Origin of the sequence: Psychrobacter sp. UBA2769 (assembly GCF_002352555.1) — a bacterium.
Taxonomy (GTDB): Bacteria; Pseudomonadota; Gammaproteobacteria; order Pseudomonadales; family Moraxellaceae; genus Psychrobacter; species Psychrobacter maritimus.
In genome coordinates, this window is record NZ_DEIR01000012.1 from 29,097 (window position 1) to 43,431 (window position 14,335).

At 43.7% G+C, this 14,335-nt stretch carries 9 protein-coding genes; 6 read left to right on the top strand and 3 right to left on the bottom strand.

Annotated elements, in window-relative coordinates:
* Positions 1 to 206: 206 nt before the first annotated feature.
* The gene (gene rapA / locus B3Q63_RS04845) at positions 207 to 3,095 is read right to left on the bottom strand and encodes an RNA polymerase-associated protein RapA (RefSeq protein ID WP_296174399.1); all 2,889 of its coding nucleotides are present in this window, start codon (positions 3,093 to 3,095) and stop codon (positions 207 to 209) included.
* An 811-nt stretch (positions 3,096 to 3,906) separates the two neighbouring features.
* On the opposite strand from rapA, the gene B3Q63_RS04850 reads away from it, so the two are divergent.
* The 3 genes from B3Q63_RS04850 to B3Q63_RS04860 all read left to right on the top strand — a co-directional run bounded on the left by B3Q63_RS04850 (position 3,907) and on the right by B3Q63_RS04860 (position 8,438).
* Positions 3,907 to 6,219, top strand: a complete 2,313-nt coding sequence (locus tag B3Q63_RS04850; RefSeq protein ID WP_296174401.1) for a sensor histidine kinase — start codon at positions 3,907 to 3,909, stop codon at positions 6,217 to 6,219.
* Positions 6,220 to 6,302: 83 nt separating this feature from the next.
* A complete protein-coding gene (locus tag B3Q63_RS04855) occupies positions 6,303 to 7,259 on the top strand; it encodes a response regulator (RefSeq protein ID WP_183620982.1) in 957 nt (318 codons plus the stop codon).
* A 243-nt stretch (positions 7,260 to 7,502) separates the two neighbouring features.
* The gene (locus B3Q63_RS04860) at positions 7,503 to 8,438 is read left to right on the top strand and encodes a D-2-hydroxyacid dehydrogenase (RefSeq protein ID WP_201624982.1); all 936 of its coding nucleotides are present in this window, start codon (positions 7,503 to 7,505) and stop codon (positions 8,436 to 8,438) included.
* A gap of 192 nt (positions 8,439 to 8,630) precedes the next feature.
* Here the strand turns inward: B3Q63_RS04860 and B3Q63_RS04865 are convergent, their stop codons facing one another.
* Positions 8,631 to 10,262 (bottom strand): flavin-containing monooxygenase, encoded by a 1,632-nt coding sequence (locus B3Q63_RS04865; RefSeq protein ID WP_201624981.1) that lies wholly within the window; start codon positions 10,260 to 10,262, stop codon positions 8,631 to 8,633.
* A gap of 78 nt (positions 10,263 to 10,340) precedes the next feature.
* Complete coding sequence (locus B3Q63_RS04870; RefSeq protein ID WP_296174410.1) at positions 10,341 to 11,054, bottom strand: RluA family pseudouridine synthase; 714 nt, start codon at positions 11,052 to 11,054, stop codon at positions 10,341 to 10,343.
* A gap of 432 nt (positions 11,055 to 11,486) precedes the next feature.
* Here B3Q63_RS04870 and trxA point away from each other — a divergent pair, with 432 nt between their 5' ends.
* From trxA to B3Q63_RS04885, 3 genes are all read left to right on the top strand, one after another.
* The gene (trxA, locus tag B3Q63_RS04875) at positions 11,487 to 11,813 is read left to right on the top strand and encodes a thioredoxin (protein ID WP_149490841.1); all 327 of its coding nucleotides are present in this window, start codon (positions 11,487 to 11,489) and stop codon (positions 11,811 to 11,813) included.
* A gap of 527 nt (positions 11,814 to 12,340) precedes the next feature.
* On the top strand, positions 12,341 to 13,609 hold the full coding sequence (gene rho, locus B3Q63_RS04880; RefSeq protein ID WP_149490840.1) for a transcription termination factor Rho: 1,269 nt from the start codon (positions 12,341 to 12,343) through the stop codon (positions 13,607 to 13,609).
* A gap of 391 nt (positions 13,610 to 14,000) precedes the next feature.
* Positions 14,001 to 14,237 carry a hypothetical protein gene (locus B3Q63_RS04885; RefSeq protein WP_201563623.1) on the top strand — a complete coding sequence of 79 codons (237 nt, stop codon included), beginning with the start codon at positions 14,001 to 14,003 and terminating at the stop codon, positions 14,235 to 14,237.
* Positions 14,238 to 14,335: the final 98 nt, after the last annotated feature.

Below are 14,335 nucleotides of genomic sequence, written 5' to 3' on the forward strand. Positions count from 1 at the left end.
ATAACGCTTAGAGCGCACAATAAATGACCAGTAAAACGATTACTAAGAACTCATTATAAAGCGAAAAGCCAATCATCTTAACGAATATTAACGGTTTTGACTAGGCAGTTACCGCGCAATGTTAAGCATAAAACAACTATCTAGGATAGTGTTAATAAATAAAAAACGAGATGCCTACTGCCATCTCGTTTTTATATTTGCCAAATTTATGGTTTCACTGCCACGAGCACACGGATAGAGTCTGGTACTAAAGACAGATTACCCAATGCTTGCTCGCCTTGGGCTTTTAGCTGCTCTAAGCGCTCAATCTCTTCTAGGCGGACGTTAGGATTGATGGTTTGCAAATGCTTTAGGCGTTTGATTTCACGTGACCACTGCTGGCTAAAACGCGCACTGGCTTGTTCACCAATCTCTGCTAACTGCTGACGGGCAATGTCTTCGGCTTCATAATAGCGCTGCTCAATCACATCGCCGCGTACTTTTATCACTTGGCGGGCGCGGTTTTTATCCAAACGTTCAATATGCGGCATAATCATATCGGCGCTGATACGGGCGGATAAATCACTGCCCTGCTCACTGATAAAGACACGGATATTTTGTGTGGTCAAAGTCGCAGGTAAATTGAGCAATCTTGGCGCAATGGCTTCGACGCGGAAATTCACCTCGAGCAACACCATACCTTGCGGGACGGCAGCACTTTTTAGCATGGCAACGGTGGTATTACCAAAGGTGCTGGTACTTGCCAGCTCATAAATCGCGCGCATCAATGGATGCTCGTGAGTGATAAATTCGATATCTTCACGCTGCAGCGCTTGCTCACGCTCAAAGGTCAAGGTCATACCATCTTCATCACCAAGTGGCAGACCGTCGATATAATCGCTAATCTCAGTGCTATCAATCGGTGCAATCACCCATGAACCATCACGTTGGATATTGTGATCGATATTAGCGGAAGCAAAAAAGCGCTCGATAAATTGCGGCAATAAATTATGCCCATCAAAATCACGCATAGCGTCAGCGATACGACCAGCGACACGCGGACGGCATGAGTTATACTCTAAAAGACGATCGCGACCGGCTTGCAACTGCGCCTCAAGATCCAAACGCGTTTGTAGCGCGTCATCAATAATATCTTGCAAAGTGGTGCGGTTAGCGTCGTTATCCGCGCCTTCAAGCATCGGCTTTAGGTCTTGGATATACTGCTCTTGCACGCTTTGGGCGGTCGGTGAAATCTGATTGAACATATTTAGCGCGTCGTTATACCACCGATATAGACGCTCTTGCGCCGTACCTTGTACATAAGGGACGTGCAGCATGATCTGCTGCGTTTGTCCGATACGGTCTAGGCGACCGATACGCTGCTCTAAAGTATCTGGGTTGGCGGGCAGGTCCCACAATATCAGCTGGCTTGCAAACTGGAAGTTACGACCTTCTGAACCAATCTCCGAGCACAATAATATCTGTGCGCCTTCACTATCAGCAAAAAACGCCGCAGCTTGGTCACGCTCAAGCAAGGTCATCTGCTCAGTAAAAATGGCGGTTTTAATACCGGCATGCAGACGTAAGACGGCTTCTAAGCTTTCAACCGTCGCCCCACTACGGGCAATCAGCAATACTTTTTTATGCTTAAGCTCAGCCTTTAAGATATCAATCAACCACGGCACACGTGGGTCATCCTCTAACCAGCTACCGTCAGGTTGGTTTTCTTCGCCCCATAGCTGCTCGCGCAATTTACCCTTGGTTTGATAGCTATCGACCCATGCTTCAGGTAGCGGCAATGGATACGGCTGGCTGCTACGACCATAGAAGCCTTTGACACTTTCACGGGTATTACGGAATAAAATACGCCCCGTACCATGACGGTCAAGCAACTCATTGAGCGCATAAGTACGCAGTTTTTCATCTTCATTAATGTTTGCTAATTCATCAATACTAATAGTAAGCAAGCTGCTTAATGCGGCAATTTGACCATCGCTTAACGGCTTATCTTCGATTAAGACACTAGCAACCGCTGCGGTTTCGGCAAAGGCTTCTTGACCGTCGATAAACTCATCCAAATCATCAAAACGATCGGGATCTAATAAACGCAGACGGGCAAAGTGACTTTGTGCGCCAAGCTGTTCAGGCGTCGCAGTTAATAGCATCACACCCGGCGTTTCTTCAGCGAAATCAGCAATCAAGTCATATTTATCATTGCCACCTTGCGCTTCATCCCAATGCAGGTGATGCGCCTCATCAACGACCAATAAATCAAAACCGGCTTCCATCGCTTGGTCATACAAATCTGGATGGTCGAGCAATAAATCCATACCTGCAATAATACATTGCTCAGTAGCAAAGACGTTTTGCTCAGGGTCGTGTTCTTTAATCGCTGCCGTACGTACCAAATCAAATAAGGCAAAGTTTAGATTAAAACGGCGGCGCAGCTCAATCATCCACTGATATTGCAAACTGTCTGGTACAAGGATTAATACGCGCTCAGCTTTGCCAGTCAATAGCTGCTGATGAATAATCAGACCCGCTTCAATGGTTTTACCCAAACCGACTTCGTCAGCAAGCAAGACACGCGGCGCGATACGTTTGCCAACTTCATGCGCTATATAAAGCTGATGCTCAATAATATCGACACGCGCGCCCATTAGACCTTTAAGCGGATGACCCGCTAGCGCCGATTGCATACGCAAGATATCTTGACGCAGCTCATACCAATCGCCACGTTCAATACGACCAGCAAGCAGGCGCTCAAGTGGCTTAGCAAGCGTGATATTGGCCGCCAAACGGGTTTCCATAATGCCTTTTTCATGCTCATCGACACTGTATTTGAGCACGCCCATCACTTCTTCGACCGCAGTTACGGTATAGGTTTTACCGGCTTGGTCAGAAATGCTATCGCCTTCTTTGAACACCACGCGCGATAACGGCGCAGAGTTTTTTGCATAGACGCGGGTCTCTTCACTTTGTGGAAATAAGATATGTACACAGCGGTCATCAACATCGATGACCACCCCCAAGCCAAGCTCAGACTCCGTATCAGATAAATAACGTTGACCAACGGCAAATTCGGTGCTGTGCAATGAAGCGATAGAGATAGTCATAAGGCGATGTCTTTTGTACTCAGATGATAAGAAAATAGATAGTTAATGAGGCAAGCTACGTTTACTGGCCAAGCTAGCATTACTGGCTCGATAGCTCAATGTCATTAATAAGCTGCTGGTCATTGGCGATATCAGCAACGCCCAACTTAAAAGCTAGGTCGATTGATAAAACAGACCATTATATAACGTTAGCGCCTAGATGAGTGCGTTAAGTTGACTTTTCAAGAGCAGATTTTGCCAAGATTGCCGCAAAGCCAAGCATGAGTTGGTCTTATAAAACAACAAGATAACGACTCGCAAGTAAACAAAAAATATTGCCATCATATAATTGTTGCTGTATTGTTAAAAAATGCAATAAGTTATTTCTTTATGCGGCTAATTTGGCTAAGTGTTTCTGATTAACTATCTCTGGATAAGTGTCTCTAGATAAGTGTCTCTGGCTAAATATCTTTGACTAGACACCTCTGACTGAAGCTCTACAGTATTTAGCTGAGCCATATTGAATGACCGTCTGCGTTGTCTAAGTTTACCAAGTGCCTATTATCTATCATCTATATTTAAGCATTAACGGTATTTAATCCCACTTTTATAGATTCATAGTCGTTATATATGCTGTCTAAACGCTATAGAGATAGTAGTGCTTATTATAGTCCCTTTAGTTATCACTTATAATATTATACATAATTATATTTTATGAGAGTAATGATAACTTTGAGTGTCATATCGCATTAATCCCTTTAATCCCTTTAATCCCTTTAATCCCTTTAACAATCTTCTTTGTGCTTCTTATCATCCAAGGACAAACCCCATCATGAGTGCCTCCAAAAAAGTTGGCTTTTTTAACCAAGTCAGTACCCAAGTGACGACCATTCTATTTATCGCTTTTGCGGTCGTACTGGCGGTCGTCGTCTATGTTGTTGATAAAGAAGGCTATGAGAAAATTCGCCTTGAGTCAGCAAAACTGGTCGCCGAGCGTGGTAATACAGCGGTCAATAGTATCTCAGCCGATATCAATCGCGTGATGCGTAGTGCCCTACTACTGCAACAAAGCGCGCAAACGCTGCCACCACAAGAAGCGATTTTGCAAGCCAGTACCGCCAATGCCTTTGATAAGCGTGATTATAACTTATTAGGTAGTGGCGGCATTTGGCCTGAAAAAGGCGCACTTGGTGTCAATGCTGCAACCCATCCGTTTTTGATGGTACGTCAAAATGGCGATTATCAAGCGGTACTCAGCGACCCAAATCCTACCAATCCTTATTATCAAGAAGATTGGTTTAGCGTTTTAAAGTTGCTCAAACCTGAAAGCTGTATCTGGAACCATGTCCGCGCCAGCCAAACCAAAGGCGAGCTGGCAATGAGCTGCGGTGTTGCAATCGAGCGTGACAATCAGTTCTGGGGTGCCAGTACCGTCAACTTTACCCTAAACCAGCTACAAGAAAATATCGTGAAGCTAAGCGAAAGCTCGGGCTCAGGTTATATTCTATTGCTGGATAATAGTGACAAGGTTATCGCTTCATCTAACCCTGAACGCTTAAGCTATATTGATGAAAAAACCGGTACGCCGCTTGATATCAAACAAGTTATCAACGCTGACCCTGCTTGGAATCCGGTATTAAACTTCTTGGAAGCTCAGCGTAACGAGACTATCGAGCGCGTTGCAGCTAGCGTATCGCCGCAAGTACAGCAAGTATTGAATACGATTGATAAAGCAGAAACAGGTGATTCCAAAGGTTATTATTTGGTCAACTATGCCGCTTATCTAAATAATAGCGAAAACAAGCAAAACGCTATGGATAGTCGCTTATTGCAGAGCTTTGAGCTGACTAAAGACAACTTCTACAACGGCAGTCAAGCGTATGTGTTTGAGATTCCTGAGACTTATTGGAAACTTATCGTTGTCCAGCCTGACGCTGAAATTAACGCCATTGCCGATAATCTCAGTGAAAACTTGATTAACTGGATTGCCTTGGCGCTATTAATCACAGCGGGTGTGATTTACTTTATGTTGACCTTCTTAGCCTTTAAACCGCTAAAAGAAACCACTGATAAAATCTCGCAAGCGGAAAAGCTGATTAACGACAAGCAATACAATAAGCTGAGTGAGGTTAAATTCGCTGAAGGTCGTAACGAGATTGGACTGGTAAATGGCTCTATTAATGACCTACTAGACCGTATCCAATCTAACGAAGGTAAGCTTGCCAATATCAATCAGCAGCTAGAGATTAAAGTCGAAGAACGTACCGCTGAGCTGCAAGATACGCTAAAAGAGCTGAAAAACTCACAGCTACAATTGATTCGTTCAGAAAAAATGGCGACGTTAGGTCAAATGGTGGCGGGCGTTGCTCATGAAGTAAATACACCACTGTCTTATGTGCAAAACAACCTTGAAATTATCGGACAGCTAACTGAGCAATACGAAGAGCTGATTGAACTGGTACAAGGGTTAAAAGCCGTTAAAACGGATGCCGCTGCTGATGGCAAAATTGACAAGCTATTGGCAGATATCGTCCGTGCTTCCGATGAAATCCAAGAAGATGATTTGTCCGCTGAGCTCAAAGAGCTGATTAAAGATTCGTTATTTGGCGTTGAGCAAATTACCGAGATGGTACTAAATCTGCGTAACTTTGCCCGTCTTGATGAATCAAAAGTGAAAACCATCGATGTGCGCGAGTGTATCGAAGCGTCATTGAAAATCGCTGGTAATTCTATCAGACATCAAGAGATTGTTACTGATTTTGCCCCGACGCCTGAGGTTAAATGCTCGCCGTCACAGATTAACCAAGTCTTGGTGAACTTGCTCAATAACGCCGCACAAGCCATGGGAGAAAAACCGGATGGCAAAATCGAAGTGCGGACGCGCTCTGATGACAGCAATGTCTATATCGATGTCAGCGACAACGGCAAAGGTATGAGCACCGACGTGCTTAATCAAATCTTTGAGCCGTTCTTTACCACTAAGGGCGCAGGCGAAGGGACTGGACTTGGTATGGCCATCAGTCAGCAGATTATGGAGCAGCATAATGGCGACATTAAAGCGGTCTCGACCGAAGGCGTTGGCACCACCTTTACCTTAACGTTACCGATTGATAATGATTTAACGGAACAAAGCCTAGCAGCGTAATCGCTAGGTTCTGTCTTATTTTAATTGCTATTTTAATGATTATATAAAGCTATAGCACTATTATTCATCATAAGGATACCATCATGAATGAATTGGAAATGGAAACCCCTAGCACGGAGTTAGGGTCTGAAGCGAAACCGAAGTTGGCGTTCATTGACGATGAACAACGTATTTTACGTTCGATGAAACTGCTGTTTCGTAAAACACATGACGTTTTTATCACCACTGACCCGACTGAATATATCGACTATATCAAAAACAACCATGTACACGTGGCGGTCAGCGACCAGCGTATGCCTGAGCGCGTTGGTGTCGATATCTTGCGCGAAGTCAAAGAAGTATCGCCGTCTACCATGCGGATTTTATTGACCGGTTATGCTGATTTGAACGCGATTATTGGCTCTATTAACGATGGAGAGATTTATCGTTATTTGACCAAACCTTGTAAATCTGAAGAGCTGCTTGCCGTCGTCGGTCGCGCCACCGAAATCGCTTTAACCTATAACCCAGACGAAGACGCTGAGCAATTCGACAGCTCGGGCAACAAGCAAACGCTATTGGTCATCGATGAAACCAACGATCTGATTGAGCAAATACGTAAGCAATTTTCTAACAGCTATAGAGTCCTGCATGCTAAAGGCTTAGAAGAAGCTTATGATTATTTGGCGAATGAAGATATCGGTGTTTGTATTACCGACATCAATGTCAGCGGCGAGAACATTGCGCCAATTATCTTTACCTTAAAACAAGATGCGCCGCACTTGGTAGTTTTAGTACAGACTGAATTCCAAGATGCAGGCTTGTTGATTGACTTGATTAATAAAGGTCAGGTCTATCGCTGCTTACCAAAACCAATGCGCGCAAGCCTGCTTGAGATTAGCGTCAATCGTGCATTCCAGCATCATACAAAACTGAAAGCCAGCCCTGAATTGGTTAAGCGCTATGAAGTCGAGCACGACCCTGAAAACGACGTGCGTATCGATTTAAGCAGTCGCGTACGTAGTCTGATTGGCAAATTGCGTAAGCGCTTCTCTTTATAAGCATAAAAACGACATAAGCACAAAAACTCTTGTCGCAAAAAATAAAACCTCTATTTCAAGTTGAAGTAGAGGTTTTTTACTGTGTGATTTTTGATAAGGTTTTTGACACACTTTTGACTAAACACTGCAACGTGCTACATTAAGCGGATAACTATGTCAGCCTATTTAAAATGCAAGACCATTTAAAACGTACTCTATTTAAAATATCATCTATTTAAAATAACAATGAGATAAGGAATCATCATGCAAGCGGTTTTTTTAGACAAAGGTACTTTTTCTGATAATGTCGACTTGCCAGCACCCGTTGGCGTTACCGACTACATTACTTACGACGATACGCCTCAGGAGCTGATTATTGAGCGCTGTCAAAATGCCGACATTATTTTTACCAATAAAGTCCAAATCAGCGCTGACATCATAGCCAATTTGCCCAAGCTTAAGCTTATCCAACTGACAGCGACAGGTATGAATAATGTCGATCAAGATGCCTGTGCTAAGCACAATATCGCGCTGTATAATGTCGCTGGTTACGCGGTCAAAAGCGTGCCCGAGCATACCTTTATGCTGATGCTAACTGCCATGCGTGCTGGTATCCATTATCATGAAAAAGTTGCTGACGGCACGTGGCAAGATAACGGTAATTTCTGCTTGCTCGATATCCCACTGATAGATTTGGAAGATAAAACGCTGGGGATTATTGGTGTTGGCACTATTGGTAAACGCGTCACCGACATCGCCCGCGCTTTTGGGATGACGGTATTGTGGGCGGAGCATCAAGGGCGTGCGCCGCGTAATGAGGATTATACGGCCTTTGAAGACGTACTGGCGCAGTCTGATGTACTAAGCTTACATTGCCCATTAAACGAGCAAACCAAGCATCTTATTAATGCAGATACTTTAGCAAAAATGGCTAAACAGCCGCTGATTGTGAATGTCGCCCGTGGTGGTATTGTCGATAGCCAAGCGCTAACTAATGCGATTAACAACGAGCAAATTATTGGTTATGCCACCGATGTATTTGAGCAAGAGCCGATTGTCAAAGACGACCCTTTATTGACCCTTGCTAACCATCCGCGGGTGATATTTAGTCCACATAATGCGTGGGGCAGTAAAAGCGCGCAAGAAACCTTGTGGCAAATCTTAAGCAAGCAAGTGTCAGAATTTATCGATAAGCATTAAAAGACAATCACTAGGGCGCGTCCTCATTTTAAAAATGGTGATAAAAATGAGATAAATTGTAGCCAAACAAGGAAAATAGTGCAGTTAATATCGGGATATTACCAAGCTATTTGACGAAGTTTGGCAAAATTTAGCCATTTTTAGACCATTTAGATGTCCATCGATTGAATTGAGGACACCCCCTAATAAAGCTTAACGGCTAAAGCGCAACCAATCGTCTTTTATGTTACGGTATTTGAGCATCACACGGTCACTAAGATAATTGTTAGTGACCCGCCAAGGATAAATATCGCCTTGTTTTGGTAGCTCGTGTTGCGCGCGCTGGACATAGCCTGCCGATAGCGCGCCCATGACTGTATCTGGCTGAGCATGTGCCTCGCTATGCGCAGTTTTTGCTTGCGGCACTGCCACTTGATAACGATGCTTATGCATATGGTTGAGCAGCCGCAGCACATATTGACAAGCCAAGTCGATTTTTAGCGTCCACGACGCATTGGTATAGCCAAATAGCGCCACCATATTTGGCACGCCTTCAATCATGACCGCCTTATAAGTCATGCGCGAGCCGATATCGATTGCTTGCCCATCGACATATACTTTAGCGCCGCCAAGCATTTGTAGCTTTAGCCCCGTTGCGGTAACGATGATATCAGCCTCAAGGTGTTTGCCCGAGTCAAGCATGATGCCAGTCTTGGTAAAATGGCTGATTTGATCGGTCACTACGGCAGCTCGTTTGCCATGTAGCGCCATAAATAAATCACTGTCTGGCACGGCACAAAGCCGCTCATCCCAAGGATTATAAGCGGGCATAAAATGCGCAATATCGACCCCGCTGCCCTTTAATTCGGTTTTAACGCCACGTTTTAATAATGCTTTCATCACCTTGGGCGCAAACACAGCCGCTCGATAAGTCCCTTGTTGCATCAACACATTGCGCGTGCGCAGTAGCTTATAAGCTTGCGTTTTCGAGAGTGGCGAAAACTTGCCTGCCAGCCAATCAAGCGCATAATCATCGCCCGGTACACTTGCCACATAGGTCGGCGACCGTTGTAGCATGGTAACGTGCTGCGCGCACTGCTCGCTTTCTTCATCGACCATAGCGGGCAGTAGCGTCATCGCTGTCGCACCGCTACCGATTATGACCACTTTTTTATCGTCATAATTCACATTTTGCCAATGCTGCGGATGGACAATAGCACCCTGAAAGTCCGCTTCTTTATCAAAATGAGGCCTGTAACCTTGCTCATAATCATAATAGCCTGTAGCACCGACGACAAACTTTGCCGTTAAGGCAAATACCTCACCGCTTGCAAGATTTTTTACCGTTGCCGTCCACTGCTGACTATGGCTTGACCAAGACAGCTGCTGCACCTCATGCTGATAGCGGATATGTTCAGTGATACCAAACTCGCGCGCCGTATCAGCAATATAGTTTTTAATATCACCGCCTTTTGCCAATACTCGATGGTCCAACCACGGACGAAAGCTATAGCCAAAGGTCAAAGCATCAGAGTCGGAACGCACCCCTGGATAAGTAAATAAATCCCACGTACCGCCCAAATCCGCGCGTTTTTCTAATACCACAAAGCGCTGGGTAGTTTTTTGCGGCTTTCTTTTTACTAGCTGTTTTAAGCGACTTGGGCTTTTATGCCCAAACAGCCCTTTGTGCTTTTGCTGCTGCAATCGACTGGCCATACCGATACCGGCAATCCCAGCGCCGATGATAAGCACCTCACAATCGACGGGCGTATTCAAGGCTGCTGGCGATGATTTAGATCTAAAGCGCGTTTTAATTGCCTGTTTGCCGGCAGTCATATCAAGCATAATACAATCCTTGTTTTTGCATGATGGGTTTTAATTTACATGGTCTATTTAAAATCAATCTATTTAAAAGAGACCTATTTAAAAAGGGCTTGGGCTTTCCCAATCCATCCAAGCACCAAGTGTCGGATGTTTTAGGCGTAGCTGCTGGGCATGTAAATTGAGCCGTGGCGCAATCGTCAAGGCGTCACCTTCAGCATAAATTGGGTCGCCAACCATCACATGTCCAACGTGCACCATATGTACACGCAGCTGATGACTGCGACCGGTAACAGGCTTTAATAGCACGCGCGTGACGGTTTGCCCGTTGCACTCTTCATGCGCCAGCACCTCATACAGCGTTAATGCATGCTTTGACCAATCATGGTCAACGATATGACGCGGCTTAGTTGCAGGCTCATAACGTACTGGCACTGATATCTCACCTTTAGCACCGACGCTTTGCCATTGACCAAAGACACGCGCTTGATAACTTTTTTGTGGCAGCCGCTCAATAAACTGCTTACTAATATGGGTTTGCGCGGCAGCATTTTTGGCAAAAATCAGCAGTCCTGAGGTATCCATATCTAAGCGATGAATCAACTTAACCGCTGGATTGGCGCGCTCAAGCCGTGCTAATAAACTCACCTTGAGCGTTTTACCATCGACGCTTAATAATCCTGCAGGCTTATCGACGACCCAAATATCATCATCTTCATAGACGGTAACGGCTTGCGCAAATTCTCGAAAAAACTCCGGTGGATACGCATTTTCTTCAGCATTCAGGGCATGTATTTTTTCATCAGTGAAAGGCATAAAATTTAGCTACTTATAGTAATGGGTTATATATTGATAAGGTTTCGATATTCATAAATAGGCTATATAAACAAATTACCGATACTAATTAACTTTGAGCAAAATGGGTGGTGAGTGCGCAGTTAAAATAATAATAAATCAGTATTTGACCAGTATTCAAAGCGACGACTGGATTTGCCTTAAAAATGACGATAGCGATGGCAAGTGACAGATAAAACATAACCTGTGTCGTTATGTTTCGATTTATTGTGCTAATAGTAATTGTTAAACAATTTAACCGGCCTGCGTCTGTCAACTTTGAGCAAACATGTTAATATAATGGCAGAATTTAACCCCTTCTTAACCATTCTTTAGCCATTCATCTGTTTAATATGACCCTCATATTTATATAGACGGCTGGTAATAGAAATAATAAAACAAGAGAGAAAAATTATGTCAGACCTTATTGTTAACACCACCGATGCAAACTTTGACCAAGATGTTCTACAATCAGACGTACCCGTTCTAGTAGATTTTTGGGCAACTTGGTGTGGTCCTTGTAAAGCCATTGCACCTATTTTAGAAGATTTAGCGACTGAGTACCAAGGTAAAGTTAAAATCGTTAAAGTCGACGTCGATAGTAACCCACAAGCGGCCAGCCGTTTTGGTATTCGTAACATTCCTACCCTGTTTGTCTTTAAAGACGGCGAAAAAGTTGATTCAGTGATGGGTCTACAGCCAAAAGCCGCATTAGCAGCCGTACTAGATAAGCATCTATAATCGTTTTTAGTAATTGTTTACTAAAAGGTTTTTATATAAAAGCCGACACCGAAAAAGCTATTGTCTACAGCAGATAATGGCTTTTTTGCTGCTTTTCTGAGCAAAAAACAAGATTATGCGAATTTTTTGGCAAAAATTATTGACAATGCCAGCTTGAAGCCCGTATAGTCTGCTGACAAGAGAAAACTAACCATTTTCCTAAGTGTCTTGTCGCTATTCTCCTCGTGTTTATCAACAAAAACACAATCGTCATTATAAAATACCACTACTGAACGCAATGACTAAACACAATTACTGATATTGAGTTTTTGACGCAGACTCTTATGTAGACTTCTTTATCTTTACCTCTTATGAGCGTGCCTGACTTTCTGGCAACGCGTCCATAAGCTGGCACGTAAAATCCAACCTACATAAACCCCAATGCTGTGCATATACCCGCTATCGCCCTATATCCGTTGTTTTAATCAATGTCTTGATTTGTGCTGATAATGGCATCTCTCATCTGATCAACTGCTAATGACCTATCTATGAATCTTACTGAATTAAAGAAAAAAACAATCGCTGAGCTATTGGCCATCGCTAAAGAAATGGGTCTTGATAATATGGCGCGTAGCCGTAAACAAGACATTATCTTTGCGATTTTAAAAACCCATGCCCGTAACGGTGAAGCCATTTATGGTGACGGCGTGCTTGAGGTTCTTCCTGATGGTTTTGGCTTTTTGCGCTCATCTGAAGGCTCTTATTTAGCAGGTCCTGACGATATTTATGTCAGCCCCAGTCAAATCCGTCGCTTTAGCTTAAAGACTGGCGACAGTATCGCGGGCACCATTCGTCCGCCAAAAGACTCTGAGCGTTATTTTGCGCTATTAAAGGTCGGTGAGATTAACTTTGATACGCCAGATCGCTCGCGTCATAAGCTGATTTTTGAGAATTTAACGCCGTTATTCCCAACTGAGCAATTAAAGCTCGAGCTTGGTAATGGCACGACTGAAGATTTGACCGGTCGTATCATTGACCTGATTGCCCCAATCGGTAAAGGTCAGCGCTCGATTATCGTTGCACCGCCAAAAGCCGGTAAAACGATGCTGCTACAGACCATCGCGCAGTCGATTACTCGTAATAACCCCGAATGTTATTTAATCGTACTCTTGATTGATGAGCGTCCAGAAGAAGTCACCGAAATGGTACGTACGGTACGCGGTGAAGTGGTTGCTTCTACCTTTGATGAGCCGCCACAGCGTCACGTCCAAGTGGCTGAAATGGTCATCGAAAAAGCCAAGCGTTTGGTTGAGCACAAACAAGACGTGGTCATTTTACTTGACTCTATTACCCGTCTTGCCCGCGCCTATAACACCGTGATTCCATCATCAGGTAAAGTGTTGACCGGTGGGTTGGATGCCAATGCCCTTGAGCGTCCAAAACGCTTCTTTGGGGCGGCGCGTAACGTTGAAGAAGGCGGCAGCTTAACCATTATTGCCAGTGCGCTTATTGATACGGGTAGTAAAATGGACAGCGTTATCTTTGAAGAATTCAAAGGAACCGGTAACCAAGAGATTACCCTTGAGCGTGATTTGGCGGAAAAACGCGTCTTCCCAGCCATTAATATCAAAAAATCAGGCACACGCCGCGAAGAGCGCCTGCTTGATGAAGATAAATTGCGTAAGGTTTGGATTTTACGTAAGCTGCTTCAACCAATGGATGGCGTCCAAGCCACTGAGTTCTTGCTAGACCGTCTAAAAGAAGCCAAAACCAACGACGAGTTCTTTGAGCAAATGAAACGTAAATCACAAAACTAATTAATAGTTATTGTTTATTAAATTGATTAGATAGTGAATATGCAAACATAAAGACTGCCTTAGGGTGGTCTTTTTTGCTTTTTAAATACTCGTTTAAAGACTTTCTCGCTATATAGTCGATTCCACTTAAAAAGAATATAGAGCTGTGGAGATAATCCTTAGAAACAGTTAGCGGACTTTCATTATAAATACAATAACTCCAAGCAAAAGCCCTACCAACGATACAGTGAAGCAACATACTTTACAGGCTATTTGCAAAGCTTAGCGTTTCTACTACGCCGCGATAGACATAAACGGGCTACTATGCAAAGTAGTACTAACATCACTAGATACATATTGTATTTTAAACTGTATATTGTATTTTAAATTTGACGACTTAATAGGTGATAATATGAAATTTGCTAAAACTTTTGCAATGACAGCCATTACTAGTTCAGCATTAATCATGACTGGTTGTAATACAGGCCCATACGGTAACGCAAACAACACCGTAAGAGGTGCTACTGCAGGCGCTGCTGCTGGTGCTCTAATCAGAAGTAAAGGCGATAGTAAAGACATCGCACGTGGTGCATTAGCGGGTGCTGCTCTTGGTGGCGCTGGTGGTTATATCTACGACCAAACCAAATAATATATTTTAGATAGCTATCAACAGACAGTTATCAAAATAAAAAGCCTGCAATTAAATTGCAGGCTTTTTTATGTTTATTTATTAAGCAATGAAGCAAT

Bases quoted from the DNA above. Each gene is read 5' to 3' on its own strand.
- rapA (WP_296174399.1), bottom strand. From the start codon at position 3,095: ATGACTATCTCTATCGCTTCATTGCACAGCACCGAATTTGCCGTTGGT.
- B3Q63_RS04850 (WP_296174401.1), top strand. From the start codon at position 3,907: ATGAGTGCCTCCAAAAAAGTTGGCTTTTTTAACCAAGTCAGTACCCAA.
- B3Q63_RS04855 (WP_183620982.1), top strand. From the start codon at position 6,303: ATGAATGAATTGGAAATGGAAACCCCTAGCACGGAGTTAGGGTCTGAA.
- B3Q63_RS04860 (WP_201624982.1), top strand. From the start codon at position 7,503: ATGCAAGCGGTTTTTTTAGACAAAGGTACTTTTTCTGATAATGTCGAC.
- B3Q63_RS04865 (WP_201624981.1), bottom strand. From the start codon at position 10,262: ATGCTTGATATGACTGCCGGCAAACAGGCAATTAAAACGCGCTTTAGA.
- B3Q63_RS04870 (WP_296174410.1), bottom strand. From the start codon at position 11,054: ATGCCTTTCACTGATGAAAAAATACATGCCCTGAATGCTGAAGAAAAT.
- trxA (WP_149490841.1), top strand. From the start codon at position 11,487: ATGTCAGACCTTATTGTTAACACCACCGATGCAAACTTTGACCAAGAT.
- rho (WP_149490840.1), top strand. From the start codon at position 12,341: ATGAATCTTACTGAATTAAAGAAAAAAACAATCGCTGAGCTATTGGCC.
- B3Q63_RS04885 (WP_201563623.1), top strand. From the start codon at position 14,001: ATGAAATTTGCTAAAACTTTTGCAATGACAGCCATTACTAGTTCAGCA.